This is a genomic window from Pseudomonas taetrolens, assembly GCF_900475285.1.
Classification (GTDB): domain Bacteria; phylum Pseudomonadota; class Gammaproteobacteria; order Pseudomonadales; family Pseudomonadaceae; genus Aquipseudomonas; species Aquipseudomonas taetrolens.
This window is the reverse complement of sequence record NZ_LS483370.1, coordinates 4,799,510-4,814,957: the sequence shown is the minus strand read 5'-3', so window position 1 is coordinate 4,814,957 and position 15,448 is coordinate 4,799,510. Positions and strand designations below refer to the sequence as shown.

The window sequence follows — 15,448 nt, the reverse complement described above, 5'->3', positions numbered from 1 at the left end:
GACGCAGTGATTGTTGCCGGTCATTGCGACTCCCAGTTCCAGCGGCTCTCGGCAACGGCGTCATGGCTGTGCAGACTTTCTGCATGGACGACTTTCAAGTCGAAGCCTATGACACCAGGAGACGCTTTAAGCGCGACATTCAATCGCCGCGCTGCATCCTCACAGAACATCAAGTTCTGCCCGTTCGCTAGCGCGAAGGCTTGTTCATCTGCGCGTTTTACGGCGGTTTGTACTGCGGTACCTAATGCACTTTCGGCCATGTCGATGATCGGAATCAACGGAATGTCAGGCAGTTCTGTGTTCATGCGAAGCTGCAAATAGGCAGTACTTCTTTGGCTATGAGGCGTTGCAACGATGCCTCGCGAACTGCCCAGCCAGCTTAAAACCTCTGCGTGCTGAAGTGATTTATTGGCAAAGTCATCCATGAATTTTTGCTGAATTAACTGTCGGGCCAATGCCGCCGAACAGGGGCAGGTTGAGGAATAGATCACTTCAGTTTTTAGTTCCACGTGGAACATTCCGTTTTTCACAGCAGCATCGATGCTCACTGGGTAGCTCTTCCAGCCACTCAAAGGGCTGACCAATGCGGGGCGTTTGAGTAGCACATGGGTATGAATTCGCAGGTAGGCACTGATTGATAAATCATCATGACTGTCCAAAAAACGCTGCAAAATTTTCTTCAAAAGTAGCGGGTTCAGCTCCTGCGACTCGAGTACTTCCAGCGCTAAATATAAGCGCGACATATGAATACCACGTGCCTCACTGTCATCCAGGCTGACTCCCGCATCGGCTGTGGCGGACAGTCGCTGCCCATCAATCACAACGGGCAAAGCGATACCGCACATTCCGACCCATTCAAGCGGTAGAGCTTGAAGGGTGTTTTGTGACGCAACATCGGGAAGGGTCAAGGCATTCATAAAGGCTTCCATCATATAAACGGGGTGATGTTACAAGATAACAATTTAATGGTGTGTATTGTTATAATGTATCATTATCGGCGATCGATATCGGTCATGCCAACAAGCGGGCGCTTTGACCTGCCAACCCTGATGAGGAACTTCCATGCCTGAACGTCTACCGGTGACTGTGCTTTCCGGATTTCTCGGCGCAGGAAAAAGCACCCTGCTGAACTATATTTTGCGCAACCGTGACAACCTGCGTGTGGCAGTGATTGTTAACGATATGAGCGAAATAAATATTGATGGCGGGGAGGTTCAGCGCGATGTGAGTTTGAATCGTGCGGAAGAAAAACTGATCGAAATGAGCAATGGCTGCATCTGTTGCACCCTGCGCGAAGACTTGCTCATGGAAGTTGGCAAGTTGGCCCGCGAGGGTCGATTTGATTACTTATTAATCGAGTCGACCGGTATTTCGGAGCCTCTGCCTGTCGCTGAAACGTTCACTTTTCGTGATGAGTCCGGCCAAAGCCTGGCGGATATTGCTCGTTTGGACACCATGGTGACGGTGGTCGATGGCCTGAATTTTTTACAGGATTACCAGGCGGCAGACAGTCTTGCTTCACGGGGTGAAACCCTCGGGGAAGATGATGATCGTTCAATCACGGACCTTTTAATTGAACAAATTGAATTCGCTGACGTTATTTTGATCAGCAAAATCGATCTCATCAGTCGTTCAGATCGCGAGGAATTAATCGCCATTTTGGAGCGCCTGAACGCCCAGGCTGAAATCATCCCGATGGTCATGGGTGAAGTCCCGCTGAAAAAAATTCTTGATACTGGCCGTTTCGACTTTGATCGGGCAGCGCTTTCGCCTGGCTGGTTGCAAGAGTTACGTGGCGAGCATGTACCTGAAACCGAGGAGTATGGAATCGCCTCGGCGGCTTATCGCGCGCGTCGTCCTTTTCATCCCGAGCGTTTTTTCAATTTTATTGACCGTCCTTGGACCAATGGCAAATTGCTGCGCTCCAAGGGCTTTTTTTGGCTGGCCAGCAAATACGAGGAAGCGGGCAGTTGGTCGCAGGCGGGTGGGTTGATGCGCTATGGATTTGCCGGGCGTTGGTGGCGCTTTGTTCCTAGAGAACAATGGCCGCAAGACCCGGAAGCCAAGGCTGAAATCCTCCAAAAATGGTTGCCGGACACTGCGGACTGTCGTCAGGAGTTGGTGTTTATCGGTCAGCACATCGATTTCACTCAACTGACGTCCGAGCTCGATGCCTGTTTGCTGAATGAAGATGAAATGGCCTTGGGAGCTGTAGGCTGGTCACAACTTAACGATCCGTTTGGTGACTGGCACGAAGAGGTGACAGCGTGATGAAGGCACAGGTCATGCCCGCTCTACCTACGGTTCAGCAGGCCACAGGGCCAACGCCTGACGTGCTGGCGCGAATACTGGACGATGGCGTTAATCTGGCGATCTGGCAGCGTCAGCTACCTGTGCATATCTCGGATTTCGGGGCTTTATTACTCTCTTTTGATGAGCCCTTGGCTGATTCAATCAGCATTGAAATGTGCAATGAGCACGCATCGCCCAACCTGCAAGGTCTTGCATCGAGGTTTAACGACCTGGAAGGCTATGCAGGCTTCATTTCGGATATTTCCTGGCTGGTCAGCGCCTACAGCTGCCTGTTGGGCGCAAAACGCATTGGGCTGCGTCTCAGGGCCCTGGATAAGGCCATGTGTCCACGTTTTCACGTTGATCATGTGCCAGTGCGTCTTATCACCACTTATGCAGGGATTGGCAGCCAATGGCTTGAAGAGGGTGCGATGGAACGACGTTGTCTGGGGCAATTACAGGCCGAGCCAACGCAAGCAACCGTGATCCAGCAAATAAACCAGGGAGAAGTCGCTTTACTCAAAGGAGAGAAATGGCAGGGTAACGAAGGCGCGGGCTTGATCCATCGTTCCCCCGCCCTGGGGCAGGGTGAGCGGCGCTTGATTTTGACCCTGGATTGGCTGGCCTGAGGCATATTGTTTGCTTCGATCAACACAGAAGCTGGCGATGATGTTGCAGAACATTCCTACTCATATGATTGCCGGGCCCCTCGGTGCCGGCAAAACCAGTCTGATTCAGCACCTGATGGCGCAGAAGCCCGTTCAGGAGCGCTGGGCTGTGCTCGTCAATGAGTTCGGTCAAATTGGCCTGGACGCGGCCCTGATGAGCCAGGGAGATGAGGCTGTCACGATTGCCGAAGTGGCGGGCGGATGTGTGTGTTGCGTCAATGGTGCACCCTTTCAGATTGGCTTGAGCCGCCTGTTACGCAGGGCAAAACCCGATCGATTATTTATCGAACCTTCCGGTCTTGGACATCCTGCACAAATCCTGAAGCAGCTCAGCGAAGCCCCTTGGCTGGGCGTTCTGGCGGTACAGCCCTGTGTCGTAGTGCTGGATGCACAGGCAATGGCTCACGGTAAACCGTTGCCTGATACTCAAAAAACGGCCCTGAAAAGTGCCGGTTTAGTGGTCATGAATAAATCTAATAGTGTGCAAAATGAGCAACGTGAGGAGATTGCATGCGGTCTGCCAAAGTGCCCTGTTTTGTGGACCGAACATGGCTGCATCCCGCTAAATACGCTGCCTGCAGCCAACGTGAGCGTTATTCATGCTGTGGATAACTCATTGATTTATAAGGATTTTAATCAATCAGGAAGCCTAATTATCAACCCGAAAATCCCACTGGTAATGCCCCAGTTGCAGCCTGAGGGGTGGAGTGTGGGTTGGCGTTGGCATGCCTCGATGCAATTCGAGCCGGACGCTCTTCAGCAGTGGCTAAAAAGCCTGGATTGGCGTCGTGCAAAGCTGGTTATCCATACGCCAGCAGGGTGGCTTTCAAGTAATTCTGTGGATAACTCCATCGCAGAGTGGAAACTCAGCGAATGGCGTGCCGATTCACGAATTGAGTTGATCTTTGATCGGGTTCACGACCTGGATGCGCTCCAGTCAGGGATGAAAAACTGCCTTTTTGAGCGGCCAGATGAGGCTTGATGCAGTAGCGGATGCCAACTGTGCTGGAAAAGAGCACTTGGCTTGGGGGTTTCAGGGGCCGCGCAGGAGAAAAAGCTCGAAAACAGGGCGTTTTAGGCTGATTCTGTGCTGGTAAAATTGTCCTACAATTACAAATTGTATATGAGGATAACGACCGAAATAAACCCGAAAACGTCTCTAAGTCGCGGGTTTACAGTGTTATCAGGTCGAAGCGAAAAGAAGTTATCCACAGGCACAGCATGGGGGGCGCGAAACAACCGATAGCGTGGACTTTCTTGCGGCGGACAGGAGGGTAAGCAGCCAGCAGAGCTTTATAGCTGCTTAAAAGGGCTCAATGACGCGTCTTGCGGTGTTCTTCACGCCACTGATTGAGCTCAATGATCTGAGCGCTGGGGACTTCTTGCGGCTCGGGCTCGGTTTTGAACGGGTAGGGCGGCAATTCTATTTTTGCGCTATGGGCACCGAATTGCGTGATGGTCCCGGTGTGACGTTGATCACCCGTCACGGTAAATTCAAAGTTATATACACGTGCCAGACGTTTGCGGTCGTTGCCATCGCGGATGAACCCGATTTTTTTAAGTGCGACATTTTCATCCAGAAGCTCGATATCGAGTTTTTTGCAGTGTTGCTTAACCCGCTCCAGCGCCCGCTCGCGCATACCGTGGTTATGCCACAGCCAGGCAGCGCCAGTGGCCAGCAGCATCAGCACAAACATATTTCCAAGGGTCAGCATTCCGTGTGCTCCAACAGGTTCAGCCCAGCTTAACTGCGTCTTCAGTCTGTCGTACAGGCTGCTTTTCATCGCATACTGCGTGGCTTGAATCCACCCGTAGTCTGGAATCCGGCATGAAACGTACACCTCATTTACTCGCCATCCAATCCCACGTGGTTTTCGGCCATGCCGGCAACAGCGCAGCCGTTTTTCCTATGCAGCGCCTCGGGGTGAACGTGTGGCCTTTGAACACGGTGCAGTTCTCTAATCACACCCAGTATGGCCAATGGACAGGCGAAGTACTGGCTCCTGAGCACATTCCTGCGCTGGTGGACGGGATTGCTGCGATTGGTGAGTTGGGCAATTGTGATGCGATCCTGTCGGGCTACCTGGGCAGCGCCGCCCAGGGTCAGGCCATATTGAGAGGGGTGGCACGGATCAAGGCGATCAACCCTCAAGCACTTTATCTGTGTGATCCGGTGATGGGGCATCCCGAAAAGGGCTGCATCGTGGCCCAAGAAGTCAGCGACTTCCTGCTCGACGAAGCCGTCGCGATGGCGGATTTTTTGTGCCCAAATCAATTGGAGCTGGACAGTTTTTGTGGCCGCCATCCGCAATCATTGTTCGATTGCCTGGCGATGGCGCGCAGCCTTTTGGCGCGCGGCCCAAAGGCGGTGCTGGTGAAGCATTTGTCTTATCCCGGCAAGCCGGTAGAGAGCTTTGAGATGCTGTTGGTGACGGCTGAGGGCAGTTGGCACCTGAGGCGCCCTCTGTTGGCTTTCCCGCGTCAACCGGTGGGCGTGGGTGACTTGACGGCCGGTTTGTTCCTGGCACGCGTGTTATTGGGTGACAGCCTGGTTGCGGCCTTTGAGTTCGCGGCCGCGGCGGTGCATGAAGTCCTTCTTGAAACGCAGGCCTGTACCAGTTACGAGTTGCAACTGGTGCGAGCCCAGGACCGCATTGCTCATCCGCGTGTGCGGTTTGAGGCTGTGCCGATCGATTTTTAGTCGTTTCGCCCGCAGAGGGCGTTACATCGATTCGTCTTTCAACTCACGGTAGCGCTGTTCCAGCTCCTGGCGGATCTGGCGGCGTTGCTTGCCCTGGATGAAGCGACGCTTGTCTTCACTGTTGAGCGGCTGCAAAGGCGGGACAGCGGCCGGTTTACGAGCGTCATCGACAGCGACCATCGTGAAGAAGCAGCTGTTGGTGTGGCGCACCGAGCGTTCACGGATATTCTCGGTAACGACTTTGATCCCTACTTCCATTGACGTGTTGCCGGTGTAGTTGACCGACGCCAGGAAGGTCACCAGCTCACCGACATGAATCGGCTCACGAAAAATAACCTGATCCACTGACAAAGTGACCACATAGCGGCCCGCATAGCGGCTGGCGCAAGCGTAAGCGACTTCGTCGAGGTACTTGAGCAATGTTCCACCGTGAACATTGCCAGAGAAGTTGGCCATGTCCGGGGTCATCAAGACCGTCATCGATAGTTGGGCGTTTCCGGGTTCCATAGCAGCAGGCTCGCGGTTGTGTTGCAGCAGTGAAATGGGCATCTCTACGGATACTTGTCGATTTTTGAAACAGTATTTAACGGGACGCTGCGGTTTCGACTGCCGTCACGCTTGGATGCATCTGTTTCCATATATTGCACTGCCTTTTTAGAGTAAGTCGCGGTGTTAACCTGCAAAAGCCCGACAAGCGGCTAATTCCTACATTTAAAACGGTTTGTACATACAGCCTAATAGGCTGTGCCTGACGTTCTGTTGTTGTGTAACCATTGAGCAAGGAGCCCCACGCCATGCATGCCATCAGTTTTATTCAGGATCTGGCAGTCATCATGCTGGTCGCGGGTGTAGTGACCATCCTTTTCCACCGTTTCAAGCAGCCGGTGGTGCTTGGTTATATCGTTGCGGGTTTTATTATCGGCCCGCATACCCCGCCTTTCGGCTTGATCCATGATGAAGAGACAATCAAAACCCTCGCCGAGCTGGGGGTGATTTTTTTGATGTTTTGCCTGGGACTGGAGTTCAGTCTGCGCAAGTTGTTCAAGGTGGGGGCCACGGCTTTTATCGCAGCGTTTATGGAAATTACGCTGATGATCTGGATCGGCTACGAAATTGGCCGCTGGTTCGACTGGAACACCATGGATTCGCTGTTTTTGGGGGCGATCCTGGCCATTTCGTCGACCACCATCATCGTTAAAGCGCTTAACGACCTGAAGATGAAAAACGAACGCTTTGCGCAGCTTATTTTTGGCGTATTGATCGTTGAGGACATCTTGGGTATCGGAATCATTGCGCTGCTGTCGAGCATTGCAGTCAGCGGCAGTGTCAGTCCTGAAGAGGTGTTTTCGACGGTCGGCAAGCTGTCACTCTTTATGATCGTAGCGCTGGTCATCGGCATTTTGCTGGTACCGCGAGTGCTGGCTTATGTGGCCCGGTTTGAGAGCAATGAAATGTTGCTGATTACCGTGCTCGGGCTGTGTTTTGGCTTTTGCCTGCTGGTGGTAAAGCTGGAGTACAGCATGGTCCTTGGGGCCTTTTTGATCGGCGCCATCATGGCCGAATCTCGGCAGTTGCTGAAAATAGAACGCTTGATCGAGCCAGTGCGTGATCTGTTCAGCGCTATTTTTTTCGTCGCCATCGGGCTGATGCTCGATCCGGCAATCCTTTGGGAATATGCGCTGCCGATCGTGGTGATAACCATCGCCGTAGTACTGGGGAAAATGCTTTCCTGCGGTATTGGTGCGTTTATCGCCGGTAATGACGGACGGACTTCATTGCGCGTAGGGATGGGGCTTTCTCAAATAGGCGAGTTTTCATTCATTATTGCGGCGCTGGGTATGACTCTTCAGGTCACCAGCAGCTTCCTGTACCCCGTAGCCGTCGCGGTATCGGTGTTGACGACCCTGATGACGCCTTACTTGATACGCGCCGCAGACCCGCTCTCGCTGAAGCTGGCGAAAGTGGTTCCTAGCCGTTTGTCACGGGTATTTGGGCTGTATGGAGAATGGTTGCGCAGTATTCAGCCTCAGGGAGAAGGGGCGTTATTGGTGGCCATGATCCGAAAAATCTTGCTGCAGGTTGGCGTAAACCTGGCATTGGTTATCGCTATTTTCTTTGCAGGTGGTTATTTCGCCCCCAGGATCGGGCGCTATTTACAGGGCTGGATTCTGGAGCCGAGCTGGCAGAACGGGATGATTTGGGGAGCCGCGTTATTACTGTCGCTGCCGTTCTTGATTGCGGCATACCGCAAGCTCAAGGCGCTATCGATGTTACTGGCAGAGATGGGGGTCAAGCCTGAAATGGCCGGACGTCATACACAACGTGTGCGCAAGGTGATCGCTGAAGTGATCCCGCTGCTGTCGTTGCTGGTGATCTTTTTGCTGCTCTCGGCATTGTCCGCGAGTATTTTGCCTACCAAAGAGCTGCTGATGGTCATTGCAGTGGTAGCGGCGGGTGTCGTTGCGGTGCTGTGGCGCTGGTTTGTCCGCGTCCATACGCGCATGCAGGTTGCGCTGTTGGAGACGCTGGACAATCACAAGGATAATGGCCAATGACCGCCCGCTGACCAATGGCTGGAAAGCGGGCTTGCCGAGGCAGGTATCAGCTTTCCAGCCAGACGTCCCGCGCCCAGTGCCAGACCGATTCCCAGGTTTCTTCGGTAACCAGCTCTTCTTCACCAGACCATAAAACGACGGTGCCGTCTTCTTCAACACAGTAGTAGTCGTCGCCGTCCTGACAGATCGGGATCAGCTCGCGGGGGACGCCCAGGTCCCAAGCGGTCGCGGCAACTTCTGGCAGATAGGTATGGGACTGTGGATCGGTCACGGTGACCGGTTCCAGGCTGCCGTACACCACATCACTGACGGTCAGCAAAAATTCTCTGAAGACAAACGGGATGTCGATGAACAGTTGTTCTTCGATTTCCACCAACTGGTCTTCCTCAGGCAGTTCCAAAGGAACCGGCACAGGCTCGTTTTTTTCGCGTAGTTCTTCGATGATCTCTTCCACGACCTCAATCCTCATACTCTATGGCGCGGTTTATATGACGCGCTTTATACAGTAGCTCGTTATAAGTGCAATCGTGAAATGCAAAGCCCCGGACAAGTCCGGGGCTTTGGGTATGGCAGATGATGCTTGCAGGATCAGCCGTTCTGGCGAATACCGGCGACCAGCCACGGCTGGTTTTCACCTTGCTGGCGTTCCATGTTCCAGCTTTCGCTGAAGACTTCACCCTGATCAAAGCGCGAGGACTTCGATACGCCGCTGAAGGTCAGCGTGGCGATGGTTTTGTCTGCGCGATCATCCAGGCCGTCCAGTTGCACGGTCAGATTGTCGATGTAGGTGGATTGGAATCCATCACCCAGATCGGCACGCTCGCGCTTGAGGAAGTCGAGCATTTGCGGAGTTACGAACTCGGCGATTTTGTCCATTTCATTGGCATCCCAGTGCTGTTGCAGGGATTGGAAATGGTTGCGCGCAGCTTCCAGGAAGTTTTGTTCGTTGAACCAGGCCGGTGCGTTGATCACCGGACGTGCTGCCGAACTGCCGCCGAAGATCGACGCAGCTGCAGGTTTGGCATCGAAGGCTTCACGTTGCATCGGTGCGTGACCAGCAGGCGCCATGAAAGTCTGCTGTTTACGACGACGCGCGGCGATGAAGCGGAAGATCAGGAAGGCAATGACTGCCATGATCAGAATGTCGAAGATCTGCATGCCCTGGAAGCCGTCGCCCATGAACATGGAGGCCAGCAGGCCACCAGCAGCGAGGCCGGCCAAAGGGCCTAACCAGCGCGAAGCACCACCGGCCTTGGCTGCTGCGCCCGCAGCAGCAGGAGCGGCGGCTGGAGCGGCTTGGCGAGTTTGGTGGCTAGGGGCCGAACCAAAACTCTTGCCACCGCCGAAGCGTTTGGCGTTTGCGTCGAGGCTCATCGTCAAGCCGATGCACAACGCCATGGCGATGCTAAGAAAACGTTTCATAAAGGGTTCCCATTTGTGGATGACACGCGCGCCATGTTGCACAGGTGAGGTGTGTCTGGCTAGCGCTAGAGTGTTTCGGGCTTTTGCCTGGTTGTAGGTAGGACGTGTCTCTATATTCTGTAGGTATAGATGAGCGTCTCGATGGCAAAGGCACTGCGGCTATTGCCTGACAGTCAGCATCACGACCCCAGCGGTAATCAGGTCAATGCTCCCGGCAAGGTGGTAAAGCCCGGGATGAAGTACTCGAGCCGACTCTGGCAAAGAGGGCGGACAACGCCGCAAAGGTAGCTGGCAACAGGGCCCAGAATGTTCAGGAGGAAAATACACCTGAGCCCATGTTGCTCACTTTATCGTCTGAAGGCTGTCGTGTTGCTGTCAGACAGCCTCAAGTTTGGCATAGCCCATCATCAGCCACTTGCTGCCTTCGGAGAAGTTGACTTGCACCCGCGCTTGAGCGCCAGCGCCCTCAAAGTTGAGGATAACGCCTTCACCAAACACGGCATGCTTCACCATCTGACCGAGTTTGAATTCGGTTTCAGGGATCTCTGATCCGCCAAACAAAGTGCTGGCGCTTTGCTTTTGGCCGCCGCCGAAAGGACGGCTGACGCTGTTGGAAAGCCGAACTTCCTGAATCAGACCTTTGGGTACTTCGCGTACGAAACGCGAAACCTTGTTATAGGTTTCGCTACCGTACAAGCGTCGGGTTTCAGCATAAGTCATGACCAGATTGTGCATGGCCCGAGTGATGCCCACGTAGGCCAGACGGCGTTCTTCTTCAAGGCGGCCGGGTTCTTCCAGACTCATCTTGTGAGGGAACAGACCTTCTTCCATGCCGACCAGGAACACATATGGAAATTCCAGCCCTTTGGCGCTGTGCAGCGTCATCAACTGGATGCCGTCTTCATGTTCTTCAGCCTGGGTGTCACCGGCTTCCAGCGAGGCGTGACCGAGGAAAGCCGCCAGAGGCGACAGTTCTTCGTCTTCGTCATTGCTTTCGAAGTTGCGCGCCGCGCTGACCAGTTCCTCAAGGTTCTCTACCCGGGCCTGGCCCTTTTCGCCTTTTTCCGCCTGGTGGTAGGCAATCAGCCCGCTTTGTTCGATCACGGTTTGGGTCATCAGATGCAGAGGCATCTCCATGACTTTTGCCGACAGGTTTTCGATCAGTTCGATAAAGCCGGCGATGGCACCCGAAGCGCGACCTGGCAGGGCTTTATTGGCGATCAGTTGGCGCATCGCTTCCCACATTGACACATCGCTGTGTCGAGCGTGTTCGCGAATGGCTTCGACGGTTTTTTCACCGATGCCGCGAGCCGGTACGTTGATGACCCGCTCCAGAGCGGCGTCATTGCCTCGACCTTCCAGCAGGCGCATATAAGCCATGGCATTTTTGATTTCCGCCCGCTCGAAGAAGCGTTGGCCACCGTAAATACGGTACGGAATACGCTCACGCAGCAGCGCTTCTTCAAGCACACGTGATTGGGCGTTGGAGCGGTACAAAATAGCGATATCGCTGTGAGCAAGACCGGTTTTCAGGGCGCTTTCGATGGTTTCGACAACGTAACGTGCTTCGTCATGTTCGTTGAAGGCCGCGTATAGATTGATTGCTTCGCCTTCGCCGCCGTCGGTCCACAGCTCTTTGCCCATACGTCCGCTGTTATTGGCAATCAGGGCGTTGGCCGCTTTGAGGATACCGGCGGTGGAGCGATAGTTTTGCTCCAGGCGGATGGTTTCGGCATCCGGGAAGTCGGTCGAGTACTGGTAGATGTTCTCAATCTTGGCGCCGCGCCAGCCATAAATCGATTGGTCGTCATCCCCTACGACCATCAGGCTGTCGCCGCCCTTGGCCAGTAATCGTAGCCACGCATACTGAACGGCGTTGGTATCCTGGAATTCGTCCACCAGAATATGCCGGAAACGCTTCTGGTAATGCGCCAGCAAGCCCGGATGGTCACGCCACAGGTCCAGGGCACGCAACAGCAGTTCAGAGAAGTCGATTACGCCTGCGCGTTGGCATGCAACTTCGTAGGCTTCGTAGATGTTGCGCATGGTGGCCAGGAACAAGTCGCCGCTGGCTTGAATATGTTTAGGGCGCAGACCTTCGTCTTTTTGACCGTTGATAAACCATTGCGCCTGACGCACTGGCCAGCGTTGTTCGTCCAGCCCGAGTTCACGAATCACACGTTTGACCAAGCGTTGCTGGTCATCGCTGTCGAGAATCTGGAAGGTCTGGCTCAGCCCGGCTTCTTGCCAGTGCGCCCGCAGCAGACGATGTGCGAGGCCGTGGAAGGTGCCTACCCACATGCCGGCCGGGTTGATGCCCATGAGCTGTTCGATGCGGTGGCGCATCTCGGCAGCGGCCTTGTTGGTGAAGGTCACCGACAGCACAGAGTGCGGGGAGGCGTTTTCGACCTGGATCAACCAGGCGATACGGTGCACCAACACACGGGTTTTGCCGGAACCTGCGCCGGCCAGAACCAACTGACGCCCGACACTGGCCGTGACGGCCTGACGTTGGGCATCGTTGAGGGAATTTAACAAGAGAGAGAGATCATCGCGCATCGGCGCATTCTAGGGTGCTGGCTCAAACCGGGCAAACCCCAATGCCGCTTAGTGTTGTCCTCTGCTTGTCCGTCCGTCGCGGTCTTGGGTTGAGTGCTTTAAAACGGAGCACGCGGTGCGGACTGATTCAGCATATTTATTTCATCTATTTAATGACGCGTCACCGTTTGGCCGCAGGCATTGCTTGTGTATGCTCGGGCAACTTTTGGTTGATCCACTGATAAGAATTTTGCCGATGATTCAGAGTTTCAGCTATCAGGGTGTTTTTTTCGGCATTGGGCTGGGAGTTTTCCTGGCTCTGCTGGGCGTTCTCGGCTGGCAAGTGAGTCGCCGTCAGGCGCGTCATGCACACCCTCAGGCATTATTCGAAGACTTGCAGCTCGCTAATGTACGCAGTGAGCAACTGAATGCAGAGCTGGTGGGGGAGGTGGAACAGCGTCGCCTGGCCGCCACCGTATTTGAAGCGGCCAGTGAAGGCATTGTCATTCTCGATCCGTCTTACGCCGCATTGGCTGTCAATCGGGCTTTTAGTCATATCAGCGGTTACACCGTAGAAGAGTTGATCGGGCGTCGAATGGATGAGCTGGCCTGTTGCCGCGATGCCAGTCGACATTTTCCGACCATTCAAATTTCGCTTGATCAGTTGGATCGCTGGCAAGGCGAGCTGGTTGAGACGCGAAAGAACGGCGAGCTGTATCCACAATGGCTTCAGCTCAAGGTGGTGCGGGATGATAACGAGCACATCAGCCATATTGTGGCGTTTGTCAGCGACCTCTCGGCGCGACGAGAATCCGAAGCACGTGTGCGTCACCTCACGCATTTCGATGAACTGACCGGCCTGGCCAATCGGCTGTTATTCAGAGAGCGTCTGGAGGAGGCCAATTTGCGTGTGCGGCAGGGCTCGCGCAGCCTGGCATTGCTGCATATCAACCTTGACCGCTTCAAACTGCTCAATGACAACCTGGGGCATGAGCTGGCTGATCAAGTTCTGCAAGAAGTTGCGAAACGGATGGTCAAGGCCATGCCTGAAGCCTACACAATCGCGCGCCTGTCGGGTGATGAGTTCGCGGTGTTGTTCGATGCCTATGGCAGCCTGACCAGCCTGGCGCGAGTCGCAACCCGACTGCTGAGCAAGCTGAGCCGGCCGCTGGTAATTGAAGACCATGAACTGGTCGTCAGTGCCTCCATCGGTATCAGCCTGCTGTCTGACATCGCGCGGGACGCTGGCACGCTGGTCAATCAGGCAAACAAAGCCATGCAGCAGGCCAAGCATCTGGGCGGCGGTCGCTTTCAATTTTTTAGTCATAGCCTGCAACACAGCACCTTTGAGCGGTTGCAGTTGGAAAATCAGCTGCGTAAAGCCATCGCCGAACATCAGCTCAAGGTTTTTTACCAGCCCAAGTTATGCCTGGCGACAGGGAGGCTGCAGGCTGCCGAAGCACTGGTGCGTTGGGATCATCCGCAGTTGGGTCGCATCCCCACAAGCGACTTTATCGGTCTGGCCGAAGAGACAGGGCTGATCGGCGCAATCGGCGAGTTTGTGCTGCGTGAAGCCTGCCGCCAGGCGTGTGAATGGCAGCGCGAAGGGCTGGCGCCCATTCGGGTGTCGGTGAACCTGTCGGGGCATCAGTTGCGTCAAGGGACGCTGGTAAGCCTGGTGCGTCAGGTATTAGAGGATACCGGTCTGGCGCCGCATTTCCTGGAGCTGGAGTTGACAGAAAGTCAGTTGCTCGAAAATGTTGAATACGTCATTGCGACGTTCCAGCAATTGCACAGGCTGGGGGTGAAGTTGTCGATCGATGATTTCGGTACTGGTCATTCATCGCTCAGCTACCTCAAGCGTTTTGCGGTGGACTACGTGAAGATTGATCAGACGTTTATTCAGGGTGTTGGTCGCTGCAGCGAAGACGAGGCCATCACGGTGGCGATCATTGCAATGGCTCGCAGCCTTGATCTAAAAGTGGTGGCCGAAGGTGTCGAAGATGACGTGCAGCTGGCATTTCTCAAGGCTCAACACTGTGACGAAGTGCAGGGGTACTTGATCAGTTGCCCGGTTAACTCATTGGATTTGGGTGAATTATTACGTAGAAATGTAGTTTTTTTGTAGTGCGGGGAAGGGCTACATAGAGCAAAAGCTGCGTGATTGTGGGGCAGGAAGGGCTTGGTTCGTGTGGATTGACTGGGCAGAAAGCGAATTCTTGTAGTATAACTACAAGATTGCTACATCCCCGGTAGCCAACCTTTCCAGACCGAGTCCTGCCCTTTGAACTTGCTGCAACATATTGCCCAGTCGCGCCACTTGTTACGTAAATCGGAACTCAAGGTCGCCGATCACGTGCTGCTTGATCCTGCGGCTGTTATGCACAGTTCCATGGCCGACCTCGCCCACAGTGTTGGCATCAGCGAGCCGACCATCGTGCGCTTTTGTCGGGCGATCGGGTGTTCAGGATTTCAGGACCTTAAACTCAAGCTGGCACAAAGCCTTGCGGCAGGTGCCAGTTTTGGTCAGTTTGCGATCCATGAAGACGATTCTGTGGCTGACTACAGCCTGAAGATTTTCGATACCACGCTGCACACCTTGATGGATGTGCGCGAAAAACTGGATCCGGTTGCGCTGCAGCGTGCCGTGACAGCCATGTCACAAGCACAGCGGGTCGAATTTTATGGTTTTGGAGCGTCGGGCGCGGTGGCGGCTGATGCCCAGCACAAGTTTTTTCGCCTGTTGCTGACCGCAGCTGCTTATTCCGACCCGCACATGCAGGCCATGTCGGCTGTCACCTTAAAGCCCACTGATGTGGCGATTTGCATCTCTCAGTCCGGGCGCTCCAAAGATTTGCTGATCACCGCCAATCTAGTGCGTGAAAGCGGCGCGACCCTGATCACCTTGTGCCCGAGTCAAACCCCGCTGGCCGAGCTCGCTACCGTCAATCTGGCGATTGATGTCCACGAAGATACCGAAATCTATACCCCTCTGACTTCGCGCATTGCCCATCTGGTGGTGATTGACGTGCTGGCTATGGGCGTAGCCATGGCTCGCGGTCCAAGCCTGGTCAACCACCTCAAAAGCGTTAAACGCAGCCTTCGTAGTTTGCGCCTGTCACCCAAGTCATTGAAAAATATCGAAGATTAAGCATCTTCACGTCCGCTGTAGTCGTACCTGTAATCCGGCTTCATGAGGGTCTGCGGTTTTAATTGCAGCCTTCGGGAGTGGTTTCACGATTGGGTTCGAACTATAGCGTTCATGTTTTTGT

The 15,448-nt window shown here is 54.3% G+C and carries 12 protein-coding genes and 2 pseudogenes; 7 read left to right on the top strand and 7 right to left on the bottom strand.

Annotation, left to right across the window (positions count from 1 at the left end; translation table 11 throughout):
* Positions 1 to 20: 20 nt before the first annotated feature.
* Positions 21 to 917, bottom strand: coding sequence for a GTP cyclohydrolase FolE2 (gene folE2, locus DQN55_RS22095; protein ID WP_048381582.1), 897 nt, complete (start codon positions 915 to 917; stop codon positions 21 to 23).
* Positions 918 to 1,062: 145 nt separating this feature from the next.
* On the opposite strand from folE2, the gene zigA reads away from it, so the two are divergent.
* The 3 genes from zigA to DQN55_RS22080 are packed head-to-tail and all read left to right on the top strand — an operon-like array spanning position 1,063 to position 3,942.
* Complete coding sequence (zigA, locus tag DQN55_RS22090; RefSeq protein WP_048381584.1) at positions 1,063 to 2,271, top strand: zinc metallochaperone GTPase ZigA; 1,209 nt, start codon at positions 1,063 to 1,065, stop codon at positions 2,269 to 2,271.
* 14 nt (positions 2,272 to 2,285) lie between these two features.
* A complete protein-coding gene (locus DQN55_RS22085; RefSeq protein WP_231995634.1) occupies positions 2,286 to 2,921 on the top strand; it encodes a DUF1826 domain-containing protein in 636 nt (211 codons plus the stop codon).
* A gap of 40 nt (positions 2,922 to 2,961) precedes the next feature.
* The gene (locus DQN55_RS22080) at positions 2,962 to 3,942 is read left to right on the top strand and encodes a CobW family GTP-binding protein (RefSeq protein ID WP_048381719.1); all 981 of its coding nucleotides are present in this window, start codon (positions 2,962 to 2,964) and stop codon (positions 3,940 to 3,942) included.
* Positions 3,943 to 4,273: 331 nt separating this feature from the next.
* On the opposite strand, the gene DQN55_RS22075 is transcribed toward DQN55_RS22080, so the two are convergent.
* A complete protein-coding gene (locus DQN55_RS22075; RefSeq protein ID WP_048381588.1) occupies positions 4,274 to 4,675 on the bottom strand; it encodes a DUF3301 domain-containing protein in 402 nt (133 codons plus the stop codon).
* Positions 4,676 to 4,788: 113 nt separating this feature from the next.
* On the opposite strand from DQN55_RS22075, the gene pdxY reads away from it, so the two are divergent.
* Positions 4,789 to 5,661 carry a pyridoxal kinase PdxY gene (gene pdxY / locus DQN55_RS22070; protein WP_048381590.1) on the top strand — a complete coding sequence of 291 codons (873 nt, stop codon included), beginning with the start codon at positions 4,789 to 4,791 and terminating at the stop codon, positions 5,659 to 5,661.
* Positions 5,662 to 5,682: 21 nt separating this feature from the next.
* Here pdxY and DQN55_RS22065 read toward each other — a convergent pair whose 3' ends face one another.
* Positions 5,683 to 6,168 carry an acyl-CoA thioesterase gene (locus tag DQN55_RS22065; RefSeq protein WP_048381721.1) on the bottom strand — a complete coding sequence of 162 codons (486 nt, stop codon included), beginning with the start codon at positions 6,166 to 6,168 and terminating at the stop codon, positions 5,683 to 5,685.
* 287 nt (positions 6,169 to 6,455) lie between these two features.
* Between DQN55_RS22065 and DQN55_RS22060 the strand changes: the two genes are divergently transcribed.
* Entirely contained in the window at positions 6,456 to 8,216 is a 1,761-nt protein-coding gene (locus tag DQN55_RS22060) for a cation:proton antiporter (RefSeq protein ID WP_048381592.1), read from the top strand.
* A 46-nt stretch (positions 8,217 to 8,262) separates the two neighbouring features.
* On the opposite strand, the gene DQN55_RS22055 is transcribed toward DQN55_RS22060, so the two are convergent.
* The 4 genes and pseudogenes from DQN55_RS22055 to uvrD form a co-directional block, all read right to left on the bottom strand.
* Positions 8,263 to 8,670 carry an SMI1/KNR4 family protein gene (locus tag DQN55_RS22055; protein WP_048381724.1) on the bottom strand — a complete coding sequence of 136 codons (408 nt, stop codon included), beginning with the start codon at positions 8,668 to 8,670 and terminating at the stop codon, positions 8,263 to 8,265.
* 134 nt (positions 8,671 to 8,804) lie between these two features.
* Entirely contained in the window at positions 8,805 to 9,638 is an 834-nt protein-coding gene (locus tag DQN55_RS22050; protein ID WP_048381594.1) for a Tim44 domain-containing protein, read from the bottom strand.
* A 247-nt stretch (positions 9,639 to 9,885) separates the two neighbouring features.
* Positions 9,886 to 9,975 (bottom strand): annotated as a pseudogene (locus DQN55_RS22600) (EamA family transporter); the annotation flags it as partial.
* A gap of 38 nt (positions 9,976 to 10,013) precedes the next feature.
* Positions 10,014 to 12,197, bottom strand: coding sequence for a DNA helicase II (gene uvrD, locus DQN55_RS22040; RefSeq protein ID WP_048381596.1), 2,184 nt, complete (start codon positions 12,195 to 12,197; stop codon positions 10,014 to 10,016).
* A gap of 430 nt (positions 12,198 to 12,627) precedes the next feature.
* Here uvrD and DQN55_RS22035 point away from each other — a divergent pair.
* Positions 12,628 to 14,304: pseudogene (locus DQN55_RS22035) on the top strand (putative bifunctional diguanylate cyclase/phosphodiesterase); the annotation flags it as partial.
* A 156-nt stretch (positions 14,305 to 14,460) separates the two neighbouring features.
* The gene (gene hexR / locus DQN55_RS22030; RefSeq protein WP_047279049.1) at positions 14,461 to 15,327 is read left to right on the top strand and encodes a transcriptional regulator HexR; all 867 of its coding nucleotides are present in this window, start codon (positions 14,461 to 14,463) and stop codon (positions 15,325 to 15,327) included.
* The last annotated feature ends 121 nt before the right edge of the window (positions 15,328 to 15,448 follow it).